Below are 20,974 nucleotides of genomic sequence, written 5' to 3'. Positions count from 1 at the left end.
ACGCGAAAATTCGCAAGGCATACGTTTGCGTCGGGTCTTGTGGGAGAATCGAAGTTTAGAGGAAAAACATTACACTCATGTCGATTTTCAGGAATTCGCCAAGAAAGAAGACAAAGCAACTTCGGCAACTTTGAACTGCGCCATGCAGATGCCGGAAGTTGAAGTTGGAGTGGCGAGGTTCTCCGACCTAACTTCGCAGGCAAATAACGAAGGTGAACTCGTTTACCGGCGAGCGGACTGGGAGTGCCTGGTGCATCAGCGCGGGCTTTCTTCGGCTGGCGGTCTTTTTTATTTCTTTTTGCGATTCATGGGCGCATTGATATTCCTAATCGGCGCGGTGAGGTTTTTCAATTTAGCGTCGCCGGCGGCGCTCCTTACCTTGGTCGGGCGCAACAAGACGCCTGACAAGCCATTAGGAGCTCTTCCATGAACCCTTCCCTGAACGCCTTCCGTCCCGGCCGCCTGCTGGTGGCGGCAAGCCTGACCGCCTGCCTCCTGTCGCTGTCCGTGCAGGCCGCGACCCTGACCCGTGACAACGGTGCGCCAGTGGGCGACAACCAGAACTCGCAGACCGCCGGGCCCAACGGTTCGGTGCTGCTGCAGGACGTGCAACTGCTGCAGAAGTTGCAACGTTTCGACCGCGAGCGCATTCCCGAACGCGTGGTGCATGCCCGCGGCACCGGCGCCCATGGCGAGTTCGTCGCCAGCGCCGATATCAGCGACCTGAGCATGGCCAAGGTCTTCCGCAAGGGCGAGAAGACCCCGGTATTCGTGCGCTTCTCCGCTGTGGTGCACGGCAACCACTCCCCGGAGACCCTGCGCGATCCGCGCGGTTTCGCCACCAAGTTCTATACCGCAGACGGCAATTGGGACCTGGTGGGCAACAACTTCCCGACCTTCTTCATCCGCGATGCGATCAAGTTCCCGGACATGGTCCATGCCTTCAAGCCGGACCCGCGCAGCAACCTCGACGACGACTCGCGACGCTTCGATTTCTTCTCCCACGTGCCGGAGGCGACCCGCACCCTGACCCTGCTGTATTCCAACGAGGGCACCCCGGCCAGCTACCGGGAAATGGACGGCAACAGCGTGCATGCCTACAAGCTGGTCAACGCCAGGGGCGAAGTGCACTACGTGAAGTTCCACTGGAAGAGCCTGCAGGGCCAGAAGAACCTCGATCCGAAACAGGTGGCGGAAGTCCAGGGTCGCGACTACAGCCACATGACCAATGACCTGGTGAGCGCGATCCGGAAGGGCGACTTCCCGAAATGGGACCTGTACATCCAGGTGCTCAAGCCCGAGGACCTGGCGAAATTCGACTTCGATCCGCTGGACGCGACCAAGATCTGGCCGGGCATTCCCGAGCGCAAGATCGGCCAGATGGTGCTGAACCGCAACGTCGACAACTTCTTCCAGGAAACCGAACAGGTCGCCATGGCACCGTCGAACCTGGTGCCGGGCATCGAGCCTTCCGAGGATCGCCTGCTCCAGGGACGGCTGTTCGCCTACGCCGACACCCAGATGTACCGGGTCGGCGCCAACGGCCTGGGCCTGCCGGTCAACCGCCCGCGCAGCGAGGTCAATACCGTCAACCAGGACGGCGCGCTGAACGCCGGACACAGTACCAGCGGGGTGAACTACCAGCCGAGCCGACTCGATCCGCGCGAGGAGCAGGCCAGCGCCCGCTACGTGCGGACCCCGCTGAGCGGCACCACCCAGCAGGCGAAGATCCAGCGCGAGCAGAACTTCAAGCAGACCGGCGAGCTGTTCCGCTCCTACGGCAAGAAGGACCAGGCCGACCTGATCGCCAGTCTCGGCGGGGCGTTGGCGATCACCGACGACGAGAGCAAGTACATCATGCTTTCCTACTTCTACAAGGCTGACAGCGACTACGGTACGGGCCTGGCCAAGGTGGCTGGAGCCGATCTGCAGCGCGTCCGGCAACTGGCGGCGAAGCTCCAGGATTGATCGCAACCGGGGCGGCCATCCAGGCCGCCCTTCCTCTATCGGTTTGGCGGGAGATGACGACGATGCGAGGTTGGATTCTGGCAGGCTTGCTGCTCGCGGCGCTGGCCGCGCAGGCTGGCGAGGTGCATGGGGTCGAGGTCGAAGCGCGATTGCGCGACTACTTCTTCGATGCCGCCCGACGCGGTGACCAGGCCATGCTGAAGGAATTCGTCGAGGCCGGCTTCGACCTCGATGTGCAGGATGCCAAGGGCTATACCGGGCTGATCCTGGCCGCCTACCACGGCCATGGCGGAGCGGTGGAACAATTGCTGGATGCCGGTGCCGACCCCTGCGTCCAGGATGCGCGCGGTAACACCGCCCTGATGGGCGCCATCTTCAAGGGCGAGGTCCGTATCGCCCGGCGCCTGATCGGCGCGCAATGCAGCCCCGACCAGCGCAACGGCGCAGGGCAGACCGCGGCCATGTACGCGGCGCTGTTCAAGCGCGAGGAGCTGCTCCAGGCGCTGTCGGCGCGCGGTGCCGACCTTGGCGCCCGCGATGCGCTGGGCAACAGCGTGGAAAGCCTGCGACGCGGCGAACTGAACGGCACTGCGGCGGCGAAGTGATCGGGGGCAATGTTCGGAGGAGGCCTGCTGGGCTAGTCTGGAGGTGTCGTATACAACGTCAGAGGAGGTCCGTCATGCCGCTCGAGCAACATCCGCTTTCCCGGGAGTTTCCGGATTTTCATGCCGAACTGAAGCAACTTCATGGCAACGACGCCCACTTCACTCGCCTGGCGACGGACTATGAGAGCCTCGACAAGCGCATCTACGAGGTCGAGGGCGGTCGCGAACCCCTCGACGACCTGGCGCTGCAGGGGTTGAAGCAGCAACGGGTGCAACTCAAGGACGAAATCGCCGAGAGGCTGAGGAAGGCCAACGGAAAAGGCCATTGATTCATTCACGACAACGGTATGAAAAAGGGCGCCTCCGGCGCCCTTTTTCATGTGGGCATGCTCAGAAGGCGCCGCCGAAACGGAAACTCTGTCCGACCGCGACGAAACACAGGCCCACCAGGGTGATCGCGGCGATGTGCCAGCCCAGCTTCGGCAGGCTCTCGGCGTCCAGGTTCGGGATCAGGCGCAGGCGCGCATGCACGCCCAGGGCGGCGGTCGCCGCCAGGAGCAGCAGCTTGAGCTGCAGGGCACGGGCCACCGGCGTGGCGCCGAACCAGTGGTCGAACGGCAGCCACAGGCTGGCCAGCCACAGGCCGCTGACCACCTGCAGCAGCAGGGCGGGGATGCCGATCCGCTCGTAGACCTGCTCGAAGGCGCGGATCGCCTGGGGATCGCGGCGGCGCAGGGCGCCGGGGAGGATGCCGAGGGCCAGGACCAGGTGGCCGCCGACCCAGATCGCGGCACCCAGCAGGTGCAGGAACAGCAGTGTGCGCATGGAAGTCTCCTTGTCCGGCCATCAGTGTCGCGCGAAGCGCGGTCGATCGAGGCTGATCGGAATCAAGCCAGCGGCTATCATCTGCGCTTTGCCCGCGAGAGGAGCTCCCATGGCCAAGGCCAAGCGCATGTACGGCTGCACCGAGTGTGGCGCGACCTTCCCGAAATGGGCCGGCCAGTGCGCGGACTGCGGGGCCTGGAACACCCTGGTGGAGACCGTCGTCGAGGCCGCGCCGAGCGGCTCCGGGCGCGGCGGCTGGGCCGGCCAGCAGGCCAACCTGAAGACCCTGGCGGAGGTCAGTGTCGAGGAAATGCCGCGCTTCACGACCGGTTCCACCGAACTGGACCGGGTTCTCGGCGGCGGCCTGGTGGACGGTTCGGTGGTGCTGATCGGCGGCGATCCCGGCATCGGCAAGTCGACCATTCTCCTGCAGACCCTTTGCAACTTGGCCAGCCGCGTCCCGGCGCTGTACGTCACCGGCGAGGAATCCCAGCAGCAGGTGGCGATGCGCGCGCGGCGCCTGTCGTTGCCGGAAGACAAGCTCAAGGTGATGACCGAGACCAGCATCGAGACCATCATCGCCACCGCGCGCCAGGAGCAGCCTCGGGTGATGGTGATCGACTCGATCCAGACCATCTTCACCGAGCAGTTGCAATCGGCGCCGGGCGGCGTCGCCCAGGTCCGCGAGAGCGCCGCGATGCTGGTGCGCTATGCCAAGCAGAGCGGTACGGCGATCTTCCTGGTCGGCCACGTGACCAAGGAAGGCGCCCTGGCCGGCCCGCGGGTGCTCGAACACATGGTCGACACCGTACTGTATTTCGAAGGCGAGTCAGACGGCCGCCTGCGCCTGCTGCGGGCAGTGAAGAACCGCTTCGGCGCGGTCAACGAGCTGGGAGTGTTCGGCATGACCGACAAAGGCCTGAAGGAAGTGAGCAACCCTTCGGCGATCTTCCTCACGCGGGCCCAGGAAGCGGTGCCCGGCAGCGTGGTGATGGCCACCTGGGAAGGCTCGCGGCCGATGCTGGTGGAGGTCCAGGCGCTGGTCGACACCAGTCACCTGGCGAATCCGCGGCGGGTGACCCTGGGCCTCGACCAGAACCGCCTGGCGATGCTGCTGGCGGTGCTGCACCGGCACGGCGGGATCCCGACCTACGACCAGGACGTGTTCCTCAACGTGGTGGGTGGGGTCAAGGTGCTGGAAACCGCCTCCGACCTGGCGTTGATGGCGGCGGTGATGTCCAGCCTGCGCAACCGCCCGCTGCCGCACGACCTGCTGGTGTTCGGCGAGGTCGGGCTGTCCGGCGAGGTGCGTCCGGTGCCGAGCGGCCAGGAGCGCCTGAAGGAAGCCGGCAAGCATGGTTTCAAGCGTGCCATCGTACCCCTCGGCAACGCGCCGAAGGAGGCGCCGGCGGGATTGCAGGTGATCGCCGTGACGCGCCTCGAGCAGGCCCTGGACGCCCTCTTCGAGTGATCCGCCTCAGTCGTCGTGGGCGCTGACCAGCAGGGCCAGCTCGCGCTCGAGGAGTTCCTCGTCGCCCAGGTTCAGTTCCACCAGGCGGCGCAGGTGGCTGATGGAGTCGAGGTCGATGTGCTGGCATTCGAAGCCGAGCAGGCCGTCGCGAGCCCAGGCCAGGCTGATCTCCATGCGGATCAGTACATCCAGGCCCAGGTACAGGCGGGCCTCGAAGGGCCGTTGCGGGTCGCCGTTCCAGTCCTGCGGCTGGCCGACCAGGATGCCGTGCAGGGAGACGTCGTGGAGCAAGACCTCCCAGCGCCGTTCGCCCTGGAGGATCTCGCTGTCGGCGTCGAAGGCGATCCGGTGGAAACGTCGACGTTCGTCGTGCTGGTCACTCATGTCGCGATCCCTCGGTGCGCGCTGCTGGATACCACTATAGCCAAGCCATGCCGGCGGGGAAGTGGCGGAATTCGATCGGCGGTGCCGTCCGTCCCCGCCTGTGCGGCTGGATCGGCGGCATGTGTCCGAGTTTGACAGTTCGTCAAGTCTCGCCAAAGCTGCTAAAGCGTTTTTCTCCAAAATACAACTGCGGAGCGCAGACATGGACAAGCGACTTTTGAGCAAGGGGTTGGTTCTGGGGCTGCTGAGCCTGGGCAGCATGACGGCACACGCCGACGCGGCAGGCGGTAATGGCTGTGGTTGGGGCAACATGGTGTTCGAGGGCCAGCGCGGCCTGTTCCCGCACCTGCTGGCCACCACCACCAACGGTACCTCGGGCAACGCCACCTTCGGCATGACCTCCGGGACCAACGGTTGCAACACCAATGCACGCCTGGGCTACGGCGGCCGCTCGATCTTCGCCATGAACGGGATGCTCGACAACATCGCCGAGGACATGGCCAAGGGCCAGGGCGAAGCGCTCGACGCCTATGCCGTGCTGCTCGGCGTGGAAGCCAAGGACCGGGCGCACTTCGCCCAGGTCACCCAGCAGCACTTCGGCGAGATCTTCGCGAGCAAGGATGCGACGGGCGAGCAGGTCCTGAGCAACACCCTGGCGGTGATGAGTCGCGACGGCACCCTGGCGCGCTACGCCAAGCAACCGGCCTGAGACCTCAGGCCCAGGAAAGAGCCCGCTACGGCGGGCTTTTTCGTGTGCGCGGCCTGCCCGCCGGAGGTTGCCGCCTTCGTTGCCACGGCAGACGAACGGCTTGGGCATACGGCGTTTTCCCAGGGCGGCTTCCTACGGAGAGGGCAAGGCCGCGCCGAAGTGTTTTCGCCTGGCCGGCCCTTGTCGGCCATGGACTTTTCCGGCGGATTCCTGCGACATTGCGCCTACCGCCATCGCGCGGTAACCGCTCTAGACTAAGGTCGTATGACCCCTGGTCGGTTCGCGGCTAGAATTTTCGCTGCAGAACTGCGCCCTCCATCTGTCGGAAGCCAAACACTATGAACAATAACAATAACAATAGCCTGCTACGTCACCTCGCCTGGCTGGTGGTGGCGATCGTGGGCGCCGCGGCCCTGGGCGTCGTCGCCCTGCGTCGTGGCGAAGCGATCAACGCCTTGTGGATCGTGGTGGCGGCGGTGGCCATCTACCTGGTCGCCTACCGTTACTACAGCCTGTTCATCGCCAGCAAGGTGATGCAACTGGACCCCAACCGCGCCACTCCCGCGGTACTCAACAACGATGGCCTGGACTACGTCCCGACCAACAAGCACATCCTCTTCGGCCACCACTTCGCCGCCATCGCCGGTGCCGGTCCGCTGGTCGGTCCGGTCCTTGCCGCGCAGATGGGCTACCTGCCCGGCACCCTCTGGCTGATCGCCGGCGTAGTCCTCGCCGGCGCGGTGCAGGACTTCATGGTCCTGTTCATCTCCAGCCGCCGCAACGGCCGCTCGCTGGGCGAGCTGGTGCGCGAGGAAATGGGCCAGGTGGCCGGGACCATCGCGCTGTTCGGCGCCTTCCTGATCATGATCATCATCCTCGCGGTGCTCGCGCTGATCGTGGTGAAGGCTCTGGCCGACAGCCCCTGGGGCATGTTCACCGTCCTCGCGACCATTCCCATCGCGCTGTTCATGGGCGTCTACATGCGCTTCATCCGCCCCGGCCGGATCGGCGAGATCTCGATCATCGGGGTGTTCCTCCTGCTCGGTTCGATCTGGCTCGGCGGGCAGGTCGCGGCCAGTCCGGAATGGGCGCCGCATTTCACCTTCAGTGGAATCCAGATCACCTGGATGCTGATCGGCTACGGCGCCGTCGCCTCGGTACTGCCGGTGTGGCTGCTGCTGGCGCCGCGCGACTACCTGTCGACCTTCCTCAAGATCGGCACCATCATCGGCCTGGCGATCGGCATCCTGATCGTCATGCCGGAACTGAAGATGCCGGCCCTGACCCAGTTCACCGACGGCACCGGCCCGGTCTGGAAAGGCAGCCTGTTCCCGTTCCTGTTCATCACCATCGCCTGCGGCGCGGTGTCCGGCTTCCACGCGCTGATCTCCTCGGGGACCACGCCGAAGCTGCTCAACCGCGAGCCCGACGCCCGCTACATCGGCTACGGCGGGATGCTGATGGAGTCCTTCGTGGCGATCATGGCGATGGTCGCCGCCTCGGTGATCGAGCCGGGCATCTACTTCGCCATGAACAGCCCGCCGGCGGTGGTCGGCGCCGACGTCAACGCGGTGGCCGCGACCGTCAGCAGCTGGGGCTTCGCTATCACGCCGGAGCAACTCACCCAGACCGCCCAGGACATCGGCGAGACCACCATCCTGGCCCGTGCCGGCGGCGCGCCGACCCTGGCGGTGGGGATCGCGCACATCCTCCACCAGGTGCTGCCGGGCGAGAACACCATGGCCTTCTGGTACCACTTCGCGATCCTCTTCGAGGCCTTGTTCATCCTCACCGCGGTGGACGCCGGCACCCGTGCCGGGCGCTTCATGCTGCAGGACCTGCTGGGCAACTTCGTGCCGGCGCTGAAGAAGACCGAGTCGTGGACCGCCAACATCATCGGCACCGGCGGCTGCGTGGCGCTGTGGGGCTGGCTGCTGTACCAGGGCGTGGTCGACCCGCTGGGCGGGATCAATACCCTGTGGCCGCTGTTCGGCATTTCCAACCAGATGCTCGCCGGCATCGCGCTGATGCTCGCCACCGTGGTCCTGATCAAGATGAAGCGCCAGCAGTATGTCTGGGTCACCATCCTGCCGGCGGCCTGGCTGCTGATCTGCACCACCACCGCGGGCCTGATCAAGATCTTCGACAGCAACCCGGCGGTCGGCTTCGTCGCCCTTGGCGAGAAGTACGCCACCGCGCTGGATGCTGGCCAGGTGCTGGCGCCGGCCAAGGATATCGGCCAGATGCAGCACGTGGTGCTGAACGCCTACATCAACGCCGGTCTGACCGTGCTGTTCCTGCTGGTGGTGTTCAGCGTACTGTTCTACGCCATCAAGGTCGGCATTGCGGCCTGGGGCAAGAGCGAGCGGACCGACAAGGAAACCCCGTTCGAGCCCATTCCCGACGCCTGACCGGCCGCGCTCCCCGGTTCGCCGGGGAGCCTTAACGAGGAACTCGCCATGTTCAACGACCTCAGCCGCATGGGCAAATACCTGGGCCAGGCCGCCCGGATGCTGGTCGGCATGCCCGACTACGACACTTACGTCGAGCACATGCGCAACAAGCACCCGGACAAGCCGGTGATGACCTACGAGGAGTTCTTCCGCGAGCGCCAGGAGGCGCGCTACGGTGGCGGCAAGGGTCGGCCGATCCGCTGCTGCTGAATCCCCATCCTTCCGCGGGCCACGTCTGACGTGGCCCGCGTCTTTTCTGGAAGTTGCGCATGTCCGAAGTAGCCAACGACAACCACGCCCCGATCCCCGTCACCGTGCTCACCGGCTTCCTCGGCGCCGGCAAGACCACCCTGCTCAAGTACCTGCTGCAGGCCGAGCACGGCATGAAGATCGCGGTGATCGAGAACGAGTACAGCGAGACGCCGATCGACGGCCAGTTGCTCGGCGTCGAGCCGGTACAGGTGATGACGCTGTCCAACGGCTGTGTCTGCTGCTCGATCAACACCGACCTGGAAAAGGCCCTGTTCCTCCTGCTGGAGCGCCGCGACAACGGCGAGATCGACTTCGACCGCCTGGTGATCGAGTGCACCGGCCTGGCCGATCCGGCGCCGGTGGCGCAGACCTTCTTCGCCGACGAGGAACTCTGCCAGCGCTACGTGCTGGACGGCATCATCACCCTGGTGGACGCCGCCAACGCCGAGCGTCACCTGCAGGAAACCATCGCCCAGGCCCAGGTCGGCTTCGCCGACCGCATCCTGGTGAGCAAGACCGACCTGGTCGACGCCGCCACCTTCGAGGCCCTGGGCCAGCGCCTGCAACGGATCAACCGGAGGGCGCTGGTGCATGTGGTCGAGCACGGTCGCATCGACCTGGCGCACCTGCTCGACGTACGTGGCTTCAACCTCAACGCCGACCTCGGTCCGGGCATCGGCCTGCGCCCGCTGCGAGCGGTGGCAGCCAAGGACAGCCGCGATCGCATCGGCACCCTGGTACTGCGCAGCGACACGCCGCTCGATCTCGAAAGACTGAGCGAGTTCATGGACGACCTGTTGCAGTGGCATGGCAATTCCCTGCTGCGCTACAAGGGCGTGCTGAACATCGCCGACGAGCCGCGTCGCCTGGTGTTCCAGGGCGTGCTGCGACTCTACGGCTTCGACTGGGATAGCGAGTGGCGGGACGACGAGGCGCGCGAGAGCGTGATCGTGTTCATCGGCGACAACCTGCCGGAGGACAGTATCCGCGAGGGCTTCGAACGCATCGTCGAAGGCCGCTGAGGCGCATCGACGCCAAAGGAGCGTGGAAATGGACAGGGACGCATTGATCGGCGCCTGGCGGGACTGCATCCGTGGCGCGGACAAATCCTGGGTGCTGTTCGCCCAGGGCACTTGCGTGATCCTCACGCAGCCGGAGCCGGACCTCGCGGCTCAGGCGCGGGCATTGCTGGCCGAGTGGGGAGCGGTACGGGGCGGCACGCCGGCGAACTGCTCGTCGGCATGCACGGACGCTCCCGGCGGGGCGAGGATGCCGAGGCCTTGGCGGTGATCCATGTCGAGGATCGGCGATAACGCTTCCCGGCGCCGTCCTCTCTCGGAGGAAATGAAAAAGCCCGGCATTTGCCGGGCTCTTTCGTCTTGCCTTGTCGCTTAGTTGCCGTAGACCGGGAACTTGGCGCAGATCGCCTTGACCTTCTCGCGTACGCCGTCGACCACGGACTCGTCGCCCATGTTCTCGAGGATGTCGCAGATCCAGCCGGCCAGCTCGCGGCACTCGGCTTCCTTGAAGCCGCGGGTGGTCACTGCCGGGGTACCGATGCGCAGGCCGGAGGTGACGAACGGCGAGCGCGGGTCGTTCGGGACCGAGTTCTTGTTCACGGTGATGAACGCACGGCCGAGGGCGGCGTCGGCGTCTTTGCCGGTGATGTCCTGCTTGATCAGGGAGAGCAGGAACAGGTGGTTCTGGGTGCCGCCGGAAACCACGTCGAAACCGCGGTCGAGGAAGACCTGGGCCATGCTCTGGGCGTTCTTCAGGACCTGCTGCTGGTAGGTCTTGAACTCCGGCTGCAGGGCTTCCTTGAAGCACACCGCCTTGGCCGCGATCACGTGCTCCAGCGGACCGCCCTGGGCCCCGGGGAATACCGCGGAGTTGAGCTTCTTCTCGATCTCCTCGTTGGCGCGCGCCAGGATCAGGCCACCGCGCGGACCGCGCAGGGTCTTGTGGGTGGTGGTGGTGACCACGTCGGCGAACGGCACCGGGTTCGGGTAGACGCCAGCGGCGACCAGGCCGGCGACGTGGGCCATGTCGACGAACAGGTAGGCGCCGACCTTGTCGGCGATGGCGCGGAAGCGGGCGAAATCGAGGACCTGGGAATAGGCGGAGAAGCCGGCGACGATCATCTTCGGCTTGTGCTCCACGGCCAGGCGCTCGACTTCGTCGTAGTCGATCAGGCCATTGGCGTCGATGCCGTACTGCACGGCGTTGTACAGCTTGCCGGAGGAGGAGACGCTGGCGCCGTGGGTCAGGTGGCCGCCATGGGCCAGGCTCATGCCGAGGATGGTGTCGCCGGCCGACAGCAGGGCCAGGTAGACCGCGGCGTTGGCCTGGGAGCCGGCGTGCGGCTGGACGTTGGCGTAATCGGCGCCGAACAGTTGCTTGGCGCGGTCGATGGCCAGTTGCTCGACGATATCGACGTACTCGCAGCCGCCGTAGTAGCGCTTGTGCGGATAACCTTCGGCGTACTTGTTGGTCAGCACCGAACCCTGGGCTTCCATCACCGCCGGGCTGGTGTAGTTCTCGGAGGCGATCAGCTCGATGTGCTCTTCCTGGCGCTGGGCTTCCTGCTCCATCGCGGCAAAGAGTTCGGCATCGTAGCGGGCGAGGGTCAAATCACGGCTGAACATGGCGGTCCTCATAAGGATCGGTGCTGGGAAAAGGCGCGCATTCTAACCCATGCGGCGGGTGCTGGCACATGAAAGGCCATCATGTCGCGGACAAGCGGCGCTCAAGCGCGCCGCACGGCGGCTCAGCCCTCGTTGAACATGAACAGCACGTCGCTGGCGTAGAGCATGCCGAACTGCTCGGCGGGCATCGGCCGGCCGAACAGGTAGCCTTGCACCTCGTCGCAGCCGTGCTCGCGAAGGAAGTCCAGCTGGGCCTGGCTCTCCACGCCCTCGGCGATCACCATCAGATTCAGGCTGTGGGCCATGGCAATGATCGCCCGGGCGATCTGCGCGTCCTGTTCGCCGTGGGGCAGGCCGTCGACGAAGCTGCGGTCGATCTTCAGCACGTCGATGGGGAACTGCTTGAGGTAGTTCAGCGAGGAGTAGCCGGTGCCGAAGTCGTCCACCGCGATGGCCAGGCCGAGGCGCTTGAGCCCGGAGAGGATCTGCATGGCCTCGGCGACGTCGCTCATCAGGATGCTTTCGGTCAGTTCCAGCTCCAGGCAGGCCGGCGGGATGCCTGTCTCGTAGAGGATCGCGGCGATCCGCTCGCCCAACTGGCCATCGGCGAATTGCCGCGCCGAGAGGTTCACCGAGACCTTCGGCACCCGCACCTTGGCCTTGTGCCAGCTGCGCAACTGCTTGCAGGCTTCCGCCAGCAGCCAGTCGCCGACCTGGGCCACCAGGCCGATCTCCTCCAGCACCGGAATGAACTCGCTCGGCGGAACCAGTCCGCGGCGCGGATGCTGCCAGCGCAGCAGGGCCTCGGCGCCGGTCAGGCGGCGGCCGTCGCCGGTGAACTGCGGCTGGTAGTGGAGGACGAACTCGCCCAGTTCCAGGGCGCGGCGCAGGTCGCTTTCCAGTTCCAGGCGCTCCAGGGCGCGGGCGTTCATCTCGGCCTGGTAGAACTGGAAGTTGTTCTTGCCCATCTCCTTGGCGTGGTACATCGCCGTGTCGGCGTTCTTCATCAGCAGGCTCAGTTCGGCGCCGTCCTGGGGCGACAAGGCCACGCCGATGCTGGCGGTGACGAAGAATTCACGGCCTTCCAGGGTGAACGGCCGGGCCAGACGGCCGAGGATCAGCTCGGCGACCTGGATCGCCCGCTTCAGGGCGATCTCGCGGTCGCCCTGGGAAGGCAGCAGCAGGGTGAATTCGTCGCCACCCATGCGCGCCACGGTATCGTCCTGGCTGACGCAGGCGCTCAGGCGGGTCGCCACTTCCTGCAGCATGCGGTCGCCGGCGGCGTGGCCGAGGGAGTCGTTGATCGGCTTGAAGCGGTCGAGGTCGAGGAACATCAGCACCACCCATTGGCCGTTGCGCTCGGCCTGTTGCAGGGCGGTATGCAGACGGTCCTGGAACAGCGTGCGGTTGGGCAGGTGGGTGAGGGCGTCGTAGTAGGCCAGGCGGTGGATGCGCCGCTCGCTGGCCTTGCGCTCGCTGATGTCGCTGAAGAAGCAGACGAAGCTGACCAGGTCGCCTTCCTCGTCGCGCACCGCGGTGATGCCGACCCAGGACGGATAGAGTTCGCCGGTCTTGCGCTTCTGCAGGATCTCGCCTTCCCAGCTGCCGCTGTGCTGCAGGCTGGCGAGCACGTGCTTGAGCTGGTTGGCTTCCTGGCGGTCGGCGGTGAGCAGGCGCGGCTGCTGGTCGAGCACGTCGGCCGGGCTGTAGCCGGTCAGGCGCGAGAAGGAATCGTTGACCTGGACGATGTAGCCGGCCGGGTCGGTGACCATGATCGCCGCCGTGGAGTGTTCGAATACCGTCGCCGCCATCCGCAGCTCGCGTTCGGCGCGGCGCTGCTGGCTGATGTCGCGGGCGATGCCGAGCAGGCCTTCGAAGCGGTCGTGCTCGTCCCACATCAGGACGATCCGCAGTTCGATGGGAATCTTGCGTCCGTCGGCGCGCAGGCAGTCGAGGGCGAACAGATGCTGGCCAGGGTTTTCCCGCAGCTCGGCGAGCTTCTGGCGGTCGCCGATGGCGTGCCGCACGCGGCGCAGCAGGCCGTTCAGGCGGCCGAGCTGGCGCGGGTTGGTGGCGGTCTGGTGGAGGCCGTTGAGCAGCGCCCATTCCGGGCTGTAGCCGAACACGTGCTGTACCGAGGGGCTGACGTAGCTGGCGTTGAGTTCGGCGTCGGTGGAGAAGATCACGTCGCTGATGTTTTCCGCCAGCATGCGGTAGCGTCGGCCGTTCTCGCGCAGCGCGTTGTTCGCCTCGACGGTGAAGGTGATGTCCTTGGCCACGCCGATCAGGCGCGCCACGCGACCGCTGCGGTCGCGGCTGAAGGCCTGCTCGCGGATGTCGAACCAGTGCCAGCGGCCGTCGCGGTGGCGCCAGCGCAGCTGGCTGTCGAGCAGCAGGCCGTCGCCGACCACGTGCTGCAGGTTGCGGATGCGCCAGTAGTATTCCTGGTCGTCGGGGTGCAGCAGGGTTTCCCAGAAGTTCTCGCCCATCCGCGCCAGTTCTTCCTGGTTGTAGCCCAGTTGCTGGCCCAGGTGATGGTTGCTGAAGATCACCCGGCGCGCGTGCAGGTCGTGGATGTAGAGGGTATCGGGCACCGCCTGGACCGCGTCCGACCAGAACTTCTCGCGCTCGATCAGCGACAGTTCGACTTCCTTGCGACTGGTGACGTCGGACAGGCTGAGGGTCACCGCATGCCATTCGCCGGGGTTTTCCGGCAGGCGCAGTTGCAACCACAGGTGCCGCGGCGTGCTCTTGCCGCAGCGCAGCGTGGCTTCCAGTTCGAGTACCGGCCGGCGTTCGATGAGCGCCTCGATCACCTGCAGGCGCAGGCTGTCCGGTTGTAGCGGGCCGTGGTCGAGCAAGCGCTGCCAGGCCTGTTCGGTGGACTCGATCTGCAGCAGGCGGCGACTGACATCGTTGATCTCGGTGATGCGGATCCGCTCCAGCAGCGCCTGCTGCCGCCCGGGTTCGCCGGCGAGCCAGGCGCGCAGTGCGGCGCAGCTGTCCAGGCCTTGTTCCACCAGAGCCTGGCGCAGGGCGGAGAGGTCGAGCACGCAGAGGGCCACGCCGACCCCTTCGAAGATGTCCTGGTAGCGCCGCCGGGTTTCCTCCAGGACGCCGAGGGCGTGCTGTTCCTCGGTGACGTCGCGCAACACCCAGACCTGCCCGCCCTGGAGGATCTGCTCGCGGAGGGTCCAGGCCTGGTCGGCGAGCGCCGGATAGCTGGCCAGCGGATGGCGGCTGAGGGTGAACGTCCGCGGCTCGCCGCGTACCCGCAGCGGCAGCAACTCGCTACGGGTCTCGCCGTCGCCACCGGCGTCCGTCAGCCAGCCTGGCTCGAGGTCCGGCAGCAGGCCCAGCAGGTGATGCTGGCGGGCCTGGGCCGAACTGATGCCGAAGAGGCGTTCGGCCTGGGGATTGAGGTAGCTGAGGCGGCCGTCGGCGCGGGTCACCAGCACCCGCTCGTCGATCGCCGCCAGTGCCGTGGCCGCCTGGCGCAGGCTGCGCTGCGAGGCCAGGGTCATGGCGCGCAGGCCTTGCTGCTCGCGGTGCAGGCGCAGCAGCATGTACACGGTGACGCCGACCAGCAGGAGGAAGATCGCCAGCTCGCCGCCGATTCCCGGCAGCAGGCCGAGCCGCACTCGCGTGCTGTCGTAGAGCCCGCGAAGCTGCCAGTCGCTGTTGCGCAGCGGTTCCACGCCGAGGGTCTGCATGTCGTCGAGCAGCGCCGTGCTCCCTGGGGTATGCCAGAGCACCCGCCCGGCGTATTGGTCTTCCAGGCGCCAGAGCAGGTTGCCGGTGGGGAGGTCGGGACTCCACTGGGCGAGGCTGTCGCTGGCCAGGTGCAACAGCCAGAAGCCACTGTCGCGGCGGCTGCCGGGTTCGCGCAGGGTCAGGTAGAGGGATTCGCCGTCGCGCGGGTCGAGGCAATAGTGGTAGAGGCCGGAGCCGGCGTGCTGGCGCAACTGCTCGGGCAGCGTCGTTTCCGGCGACGGGCTGCCCGTCTGCGGGGCGCTGTCCACCCATTGCAACTGGCGCACCTGCGGCAGCGCATCGCTGATGCGTGGCAACAGCCTGTTCTGGATCTCGCCACGCTCGCTGGGGGGCACGCCCGGGAGCAGGGCGAGGGCGGTGCGCGCCTTGAGTTCGAGGGTCAGGGACAGGCGGTCGTTGAGACGATCGAGCTGGGCCGCGGCTCGCTCGTGTTCGAAGCGTTCCTGCTGGCGCAGCTCCTGGCTCATCTGCCAGAGCAGCAGGCCGAGCATCAACAGGACCAGCAACAGCAGGCCAGCCTTGGCTGCCGGTCGGTCGGGTACGGTCAGTGGGTCGCCGGCGGGAGGCGGCGACGGGGTTAGCGAGGGGGTCGACACTGACCGGAATTCCTGGGGGAGGTGTGATTCGGTAGACAGTTAGGATGCCCGGAAGCAAGGCCAAGTGCCAGTATCGCCGACGAGCGTCACGGTCCTTTCCGGCTGTCGAGGCACTTTGTCGCAGGGCCGGTGACGACTGATCTTCCCGAGTGTCGAGCAGGCCTCCGGGCGGCCGAAGTCGGCGGCACGCGGATCGGTCCGTGCCATGCGGCGACGAGAGGGGCGCCGCCGCGGGCGCAAGGGTCAGGAGCGCGCCGGATTGGAGGCGCCATGGAGGAACATCTGCTCCAGGGTATGCGCGGAATTGGAGCTGGCCGCCCGTCCGCGACGTTCCGCATCGACCATGCCGTAGACCAGGGTGATGAACAGTTCGGTGAACACGGCCGCCGTGATGTCGATGCGAAACACGCCTTTCTGCTGTCCGCGCAGGAAGAAGGCGTCCAGCGCTTCCAGGTAGGACTGCCAGCGTGCGCCTTCGCCGTGCGGGTCGAGGAAGTCCGGGCGGTACTGGAATACCAGGAATACCAGCAGCTCGCGGTGGGTGAGGTGTTCCTTGATCAGGCGCTGCAACGCCTCCAGAGGCTCGGCATGCTCCAGGTCGCAGGCCTGGATGATCTGGTTCAGTACGGTCTCTCCGTGGTCCTCGAGCATCTGCACCAGGTTGTCCCGCGTGCCGCAGAAGCGGTGCAGGGTGGCCTTGCTTACGCCGGCCGCCTCGGCCAGTTCCTTCAGCGTCGCTCGCGGGCGGTCGACGATAGCGACTGCCAGCGCCTTGATGAGTCGCTCGTCATGGGAAATCAGGGTCATCGATGGGTCCCGGTTGTTTTTTCTGATTGTGCGCATTGTGCAGAAAACTGGCCTCGCGTCCAAAGGGATTAGCTGACAAAAGATCATTTGAGACAATATTGACTCAATTAGCTCGAAAAAGTACCATTCGATCCGTTTTCAATCAACGGTCGGGTGTGTCATGGCTGATTTGCGTGCAATAGGAAGGATCGGGGCGTTGGCTATGGCCATCGCGTTGGCGGGTTGTGGGCCGGCGGAAGAGCGACAGGAGGCCGCCGAAATGGTGTTGCCGGTGGAGGTCCTGACGGTGCAGGCCGAGCCGCTGGCGCTGAGTTCGGAACTGCCTGGGCGGATCGAACCGGTGCGTGTCGCCGAGGTGCGCGCGCGGGTGGCCGGCATCGTCGTGCAGAAGCGCTTCGAGGAGGGCGCCGACGTCAAGGCTGGCGACCTGCTGTTCCAGATCGATCCGGCACCGCTGAAGGCTGCGGTGTCGCGCGCCGAGGGTGAGCTGGCGCGGAACCGCGCGGTGCTGTTCGAGGCGCAGGCGCGGGTGCGTCGCTACGAGCCGCTGGTGAAGATCCAGGCGGTCAGCCAGCAGGACTTCGATACCGCCACCGCCGACCTGCGCAGCGCCGAGGCGGCGACCCGCTCGGCCCAGGCCGACCTGGAGACCGCGCGCCTGAACCTCGGCTACGCCTCGGTCACTGCGCCGATCTCCGGGCGCATCGGCCGCGCGCTGGTGACCGAGGGCGCGCTGGTCGGGCAGGGCGAGGCGACGCTGATGGCGCGCATCCAGCAGCTCGACCCTATCTATGCGGATTTCACCCAGACCGCGGCCGAGGCCCTGCGCCTGCGCGACGCCCTGAAGAAAGGCACCTTGGCCGCCGGCGACAGCCAGGCGCTGACCCTGCGCGTCGAAGGGACGCCCTACGAGCGCCAGGGCGCGTTGCAGTTCGCCGACGTGGCGGTGGATCGCGGCACCGGCCAGATCGCCCTGCGCGGCAAGTTCGCCAACCCCGACGGGGTCCTGCTGCCGGGCATGTACGTGCGCGTACGTACGCCCCAGGGCATCGACAACCAGGCGATCCTGGTGCCGCAACGGGCCGTGCGCCGCTCCGGCGACGGCAGCGCCCAGGTGATGGTGGTGGGCGCCGACGAGCGCGCCGAGGCGCGCAGCGTCGGTACCGGCGTCATGCAGGGTTCGCGCTGGCAGATCACCGAGGGCCTGGAGCCGGGTGACCGGGTCATAGTCGGCGGCCTGGCTGCGGTGCAGCCGGGGGTGAAGATCGTGCCGAAGCCGGATGGTGCCCAGGCGCAAGCCCAGTCATCTGCGCCGCAACAGTAAGGGCGGGTTCGCCCCGAGGATTTTCCGATGTCCGAATTCTTCATCAAGCGGCCGAACTTCGCCTGGGTGGTGGCCCTGTTCATCTCCCTGGCCGGCCTGCTGGTCATTTCCAAATTGCCGGTAGCGCAGTACCCCAATGTCGCGCCGCCACAGATCACCATCACCGCCACCTATCCCGGCGCCTCGGCGAAGGTGCTGGTGGACTCCGTCACCAGTGTGCTCGAGGAGTCGCTGAACGGCGCCAAGGGCCTGCTCTACTTCGAGTCGACCAACAACTCCAACGGCACCGCCGAGATCGTCGTCACCTTCGAGCCGGGCACCGATCCGGACCTGGCCCAGGTGGACGTGCAGAACCGCCTGAAGAAAGCCGAGGCGCGCATGCCGCAGGCGGTGCTGACCCAGGGCCTGCAGGTCGAGCAGACCAGCGCCGGTTTCCTGCTGATCTATGCGCTCAGCTACAAGGAAGGCGCTCAGCGCAGCGACACCACCGCCCTCGGCGACTACGCCGCGCGCAATATCAACAACGAGCTGCGGCGCCTGCCGGGCGTCGGCAAGCTGCAATTCTTCTCTTCCGAGGCGGCCATGCGGGTCTGGATCGATCCGCAGAAGCTGGTGGGCTTCGGCCTCTCCATCGACGACGTGAGCAATGCCATCCGCGGGCAGAACGTGCAGGTGCCGGCCGGCGCCTTCGGCAGCGCACCGGGCAGTTCCGCGCAGGAGCTGACGGCGACCCTGGCGGTGAAGGGCACCCTGGACGATCCGCAGGAGTTCGGCCAGGTGGTGCTGCGCGCCAACCAGGACGGCTCGCTGGTCCGGCTCGCCGATGTCGCGCGCCTGGAACTCGGCAAGGAGAGCTACAACATTTCCTCGCGACTGAACGGCACGCCCACCGTGGGCGGGGCTATCCAGCTGTCGCCCGGGGCCAACGCGATCCAGACCGCTACCCTGGTGAAACAGCGTCTCGCCGAACTGTCGGCGTTCTTCCCCGAGGACATGCAGTACAGCGTGCCCTACGACACCTCGCGCTTCGTCGACGTGGCCATCGAGAAGGTGATCCACACCCTGATCGAAGCGATGGTCCTGGTGTTCCTGGTGATGTTCCTGTTCCTGCAGAACGTCCGCTACACCCTGATCCCGTCCATCGTGGTGCCGGTGTGCCTGCTGGGTACACTGATGGTGATGTACCTGCTGGGGTTCTCGGTGAACATGATGACCATGTTCGGCATGGTCCTGGCGATCGGCATCCTGGTGGACGACGCCATCGTGGTGGTGGAGAACGTCGAGCGGATCATGGCGGAGGAGGGGATTTCCCCGGCCGAGGCCACGGCCAAGGCGATGAAGCAGGTATCCGGCGCCATCGTCGGCATCACCCTGGTGCTCTCGGCGGTGTTCCTGCCGCTGGCTTTCATGGCCGGTTCGGTGGGGGTGATCTACCAGCAGTTCTCGGTGTCGCTGGCGGTCTCGATCCTGTTCTCCGGCTTCCTCGCCCTGACCTTCACCCCGGCGCTGTGCGCCACGCTGCTCAAGCCCATTCCCGAAGGGCACCACGAGAAGCGCGGCTTCTTCGGCGCCTTCAACCGTGGCTTCGCCCGCGTCACCGAGCGCTATTCGCTGCTCAACTCGAAGCTGGTGGCGCGCGCCGGACGCTTCATGCTGGTGTACGCCGGCCTGGTGGCCATGCTCGGCTACTTCTACCTGCGCCTGCCGGAAGCCTTCGTGCCGGCGGAAGACCTCGGCTACATGGTGGTCGACGTGCAACTGCCGCCTGGCGCTTCGCGCGTGCGCACCGATGCCACCGGCGAGGAACTCGAGCGCTTCCTCAAGTCCCGCGAGGCGGTGGCTTCGGTGTTCCTGATCTCGGGCTTCAGCTTCTCCGGCCAGGGCGACAATGCCGCGCTGGCCTTCCCGACCTTCAAGGACTGGTCCGAGCGAGGCGCCGAGCAGTCGGCCGCCGCCGAGATCGCCGCGCTGAACGAGCATTTCGCGCTGCCCGACGATGGCACGGTCATGGCCGTGTCGCCGCCACCGATCAACGGTCTGGGTAACTCCGGCGGCTTCGCATTGCGCCTGATGGACCGTAGCGGGGTCGGCCGCGAAGCGCTGCTGCAGGCTCGCGATACTCTTCTTGGCGAGATCCAGACCAACCCGAAATTCCTTTACGCGATGATGGAAGGACTGGCCGAAGCGCCGCAACTGCGCCTGTTGATCGACCGGGAGAAGGCCCGCGCCCTGGGGGTGAGCTTCGAGACCATCAGCGGCACGCTGTCCGCCGCCTTCGGCTCGGAGGTGATCAACGACTTCACCAATGCGGGGCGCCAACAGCGGGTGGTGATCCAGGCCGAACAGGGCAACCGGATGACCCCGGAAAGCGTGCTCGAGCTATACGTGCCTAACGCTGCTGGCAACCTGGTACCGCTCAGCGCCTTCGTCAGCGTGAAATGGGAAGAGGGACCGGTGCAATTGGTGCGCTATAACGGCTACCCGTCGATCCGCATCGTCGGTGACGCCGCGCCCGGCTTCAGTACCGGCGAAGCCATGGCGGAAATGGAGCGCCTGGCCGCGCAGCTGCCGGCCGGCATCGGCTACGAGTGGACCGGCCTGTCCTATCAGGAGAAGGTCTCCGCCGGGCAGGCCACCAGCCTGTTCGCCCTCGCTATCCTGGTGGTGTTCCTGTTGCTGGTGGCGCTCTACGAGAGCTGGTCGATCCCGCTGTCGGTGATGCTGATCGTGCCGATCGGCGCCATCGGCGCGGTGCTCGCGGTGATGGTCAGCGGTATGTCCAACGACGTGTATTTCAAGGTCGGCCTGATCACCATCATCGGTCTTTCGGCGAAGAACGCGATTCTCATCGTCGAGTTCGCCAAGGAACTCTGGGAGCAGGGGCATAGCCTGCGCGACGCTGCCATCGAGGCCGCGCGCCTGCGCTTCCGGCCGATCATCATGACTTCCATGGCGTTCATCCTCGGCGTGATACCCCTGGCCCTGGCCAGCGGTGCCGGCGCGGCGAGCCAGCGCGCCATCGGCACCGGAGTGATCGGCGGGATGCTCAGCGCCACCTTCCTCGGCGTGCTGTTCGTACCCATCTGTTTCGTCTGGCTGCTGTCGCTGCTGCGCAGCAGGCCGGCGCCCATCGAACAGGCCGCTACGGCCGGGGAGTGAGC

General features: G+C 66.3%; 16 protein-coding genes and 1 pseudogene. 12 read left to right on the top strand and 5 right to left on the bottom strand.

Features of this window, described 5'->3' with window-relative positions:
* Positions 1–25 precede the first annotated feature (25 nt).
* The 4 genes from AC4OR5_RS23960 to AC4OR5_RS23945 all read left to right on the top strand — a co-directional run bounded on the left by AC4OR5_RS23960 (position 26) and on the right by AC4OR5_RS23945 (position 2,902).
* A complete protein-coding gene (locus AC4OR5_RS23960; RefSeq protein ID WP_191634666.1) occupies positions 26–430 on the top strand; it encodes a hypothetical protein in 405 nt (134 codons plus the stop codon).
* Positions 427–1,968, top strand: coding sequence for a catalase KatB (gene katB / locus AC4OR5_RS23955; protein ID WP_058161009.1), 1,542 nt, complete (start codon positions 427–429; stop codon positions 1,966–1,968). Before AC4OR5_RS23960 ends, katB begins: the two co-directional genes overlap by 4 nt.
* A 53-nt stretch (positions 1,969–2,021) precedes the next feature.
* A complete protein-coding gene (locus AC4OR5_RS23950; protein WP_079391386.1) occupies positions 2,022–2,573 on the top strand; it encodes an ankyrin repeat domain-containing protein in 552 nt (183 codons plus the stop codon).
* 74 nt (positions 2,574–2,647) lie between these two features.
* On the top strand, positions 2,648–2,902 hold the full coding sequence (locus tag AC4OR5_RS23945) for an HP1242/YdcH family protein (protein ID WP_003094873.1): 255 nt from the start codon (positions 2,648–2,650) through the stop codon (positions 2,900–2,902).
* 61 nt (positions 2,903–2,963) lie between these two features.
* Here AC4OR5_RS23945 and AC4OR5_RS23940 read toward each other — a convergent pair whose 3' ends face one another.
* Positions 2,964–3,398 (bottom strand): CopD family protein, encoded by a 435-nt coding sequence (locus AC4OR5_RS23940; RefSeq protein ID WP_003110876.1) that lies wholly within the window; start codon positions 3,396–3,398, stop codon positions 2,964–2,966.
* 109 nt (positions 3,399–3,507) lie between these two features.
* On the opposite strand from AC4OR5_RS23940, the gene radA reads away from it, so the two are divergent.
* A complete protein-coding gene (radA, locus tag AC4OR5_RS23935) occupies positions 3,508–4,869 on the top strand; it encodes a DNA repair protein RadA (protein WP_003094867.1) in 1,362 nt (453 codons plus the stop codon).
* A 6-nt stretch (positions 4,870–4,875) separates the two neighbouring features.
* On the opposite strand, the gene mapZ is transcribed toward radA, so the two are convergent.
* A complete protein-coding gene (gene mapZ / locus AC4OR5_RS23930) occupies positions 4,876–5,253 on the bottom strand; it encodes a cyclic di-GMP-binding protein MapZ (protein ID WP_003094864.1) in 378 nt (125 codons plus the stop codon).
* Positions 5,254–5,455: 202 nt separating this feature from the next.
* Between mapZ and AC4OR5_RS23925 the strand changes: the two genes are divergently transcribed.
* The 5 genes and pseudogenes from AC4OR5_RS23925 to AC4OR5_RS23905 all read left to right on the top strand — a co-directional run bounded on the left by AC4OR5_RS23925 (position 5,456) and on the right by AC4OR5_RS23905 (position 9,980).
* A complete protein-coding gene (locus tag AC4OR5_RS23925; RefSeq protein ID WP_003094862.1) occupies positions 5,456–5,962 on the top strand; it encodes a DUF3015 domain-containing protein in 507 nt (168 codons plus the stop codon).
* Positions 5,963–6,300: 338 nt separating this feature from the next.
* Positions 6,301–8,373, top strand: a complete 2,073-nt coding sequence (locus AC4OR5_RS23920; protein WP_491952848.1) for a carbon starvation CstA family protein — start codon at positions 6,301–6,303, stop codon at positions 8,371–8,373.
* A gap of 48 nt (positions 8,374–8,421) precedes the next feature.
* Positions 8,422–8,625: a YbdD/YjiX family protein gene (locus tag AC4OR5_RS23915; protein ID WP_003094856.1), complete on the top strand. Its 204-nt coding sequence runs from the start codon at positions 8,422–8,424 to the stop codon at positions 8,623–8,625.
* Positions 8,626–8,684: 59 nt separating this feature from the next.
* Complete coding sequence (gene yjiA, locus AC4OR5_RS23910) at positions 8,685–9,689, top strand: GTPase (RefSeq protein ID WP_003094852.1); 1,005 nt, start codon at positions 8,685–8,687, stop codon at positions 9,687–9,689.
* A gap of 22 nt (positions 9,690–9,711) precedes the next feature.
* A pseudogene (locus AC4OR5_RS23905) lies at positions 9,712–9,980 on the top strand (hypothetical protein).
* Positions 9,981–10,058: 78 nt separating this feature from the next.
* Here AC4OR5_RS23905 and glyA read toward each other — a convergent pair.
* From glyA to nfxB, 3 genes are all read right to left on the bottom strand, one after another.
* Positions 10,059–11,312, bottom strand: a complete 1,254-nt coding sequence (gene glyA, locus AC4OR5_RS23900) for a serine hydroxymethyltransferase (protein ID WP_003094846.1) — start codon at positions 11,310–11,312, stop codon at positions 10,059–10,061.
* 122 nt (positions 11,313–11,434) lie between these two features.
* Entirely contained in the window at positions 11,435–15,682 is a 4,248-nt protein-coding gene (morA, locus tag AC4OR5_RS23895; protein ID WP_003134992.1) for a cyclic di-GMP receptor MorA, read from the bottom strand.
* Between the two features lie 243 nt (positions 15,683–15,925).
* On the bottom strand, positions 15,926–16,489 hold the full coding sequence (nfxB, locus tag AC4OR5_RS23890; RefSeq protein WP_003094842.1) for an efflux pump transcriptional repressor NfxB: 564 nt from the start codon (positions 16,487–16,489) through the stop codon (positions 15,926–15,928).
* Between the two features lie 160 nt (positions 16,490–16,649).
* Here nfxB and mexC point away from each other — a divergent pair, with 160 nt between their 5' ends.
* Positions 16,650–17,813 (top strand): multidrug efflux RND transporter periplasmic adaptor subunit MexC, encoded by a 1,164-nt coding sequence (mexC, locus tag AC4OR5_RS23885; RefSeq protein WP_031636803.1) that lies wholly within the window; start codon positions 16,650–16,652, stop codon positions 17,811–17,813.
* A gap of 27 nt (positions 17,814–17,840) precedes the next feature.
* A complete protein-coding gene (gene mexD, locus AC4OR5_RS23880) occupies positions 17,841–20,972 on the top strand; it encodes a multidrug efflux RND transporter permease subunit MexD (protein ID WP_116271220.1) in 3,132 nt (1,043 codons plus the stop codon).
* Positions 20,973–20,974: the final 2 nt, after the last annotated feature.

Source organism: Pseudomonas sp. YA1 (assembly GCF_058680555.1).
Note: the sequence above shows the minus strand (reverse complement) of the source record. Positions and strands in the feature narration are given on the sequence as shown.

Excerpts from the sequence above, each read along its gene's own strand:
- AC4OR5_RS23920 (WP_491952848.1), top strand. The coding sequence starts at position 6,301 with ATGAACAATAACAATAACAATAGCCTGCTACGTCACCTCGCCTGGCTG.
- radA (WP_003094867.1), top strand. The coding sequence starts at position 3,508 with ATGGCCAAGGCCAAGCGCATGTACGGCTGCACCGAGTGTGGCGCGACC.
- AC4OR5_RS23915 (WP_003094856.1), top strand. The coding sequence starts at position 8,422 with ATGTTCAACGACCTCAGCCGCATGGGCAAATACCTGGGCCAGGCCGCC.
- mexD (WP_116271220.1), top strand. The coding sequence starts at position 17,841 with ATGTCCGAATTCTTCATCAAGCGGCCGAACTTCGCCTGGGTGGTGGCC.
- AC4OR5_RS23925 (WP_003094862.1), top strand. The coding sequence starts at position 5,456 with ATGGACAAGCGACTTTTGAGCAAGGGGTTGGTTCTGGGGCTGCTGAGC.
- katB (WP_058161009.1), top strand. The coding sequence starts at position 427 with ATGAACCCTTCCCTGAACGCCTTCCGTCCCGGCCGCCTGCTGGTGGCG.
- AC4OR5_RS23945 (WP_003094873.1), top strand. The coding sequence starts at position 2,648 with ATGCCGCTCGAGCAACATCCGCTTTCCCGGGAGTTTCCGGATTTTCAT.
- AC4OR5_RS23940 (WP_003110876.1), bottom strand. The coding sequence starts at position 3,398 with ATGCGCACACTGCTGTTCCTGCACCTGCTGGGTGCCGCGATCTGGGTC.
- AC4OR5_RS23950 (WP_079391386.1), top strand. The coding sequence starts at position 2,022 with ATGACGACGATGCGAGGTTGGATTCTGGCAGGCTTGCTGCTCGCGGCG.
- yjiA (WP_003094852.1), top strand. The coding sequence starts at position 8,685 with ATGTCCGAAGTAGCCAACGACAACCACGCCCCGATCCCCGTCACCGTG.
- nfxB (WP_003094842.1), bottom strand. The coding sequence starts at position 16,489 with ATGACCCTGATTTCCCATGACGAGCGACTCATCAAGGCGCTGGCAGTC.
- glyA (WP_003094846.1), bottom strand. The coding sequence starts at position 11,312 with ATGTTCAGCCGTGATTTGACCCTCGCCCGCTACGATGCCGAACTCTTT.
- mexC (WP_031636803.1), top strand. The coding sequence starts at position 16,650 with ATGGCTGATTTGCGTGCAATAGGAAGGATCGGGGCGTTGGCTATGGCC.
- mapZ (WP_003094864.1), bottom strand. The coding sequence starts at position 5,253 with ATGAGTGACCAGCACGACGAACGTCGACGTTTCCACCGGATCGCCTTC.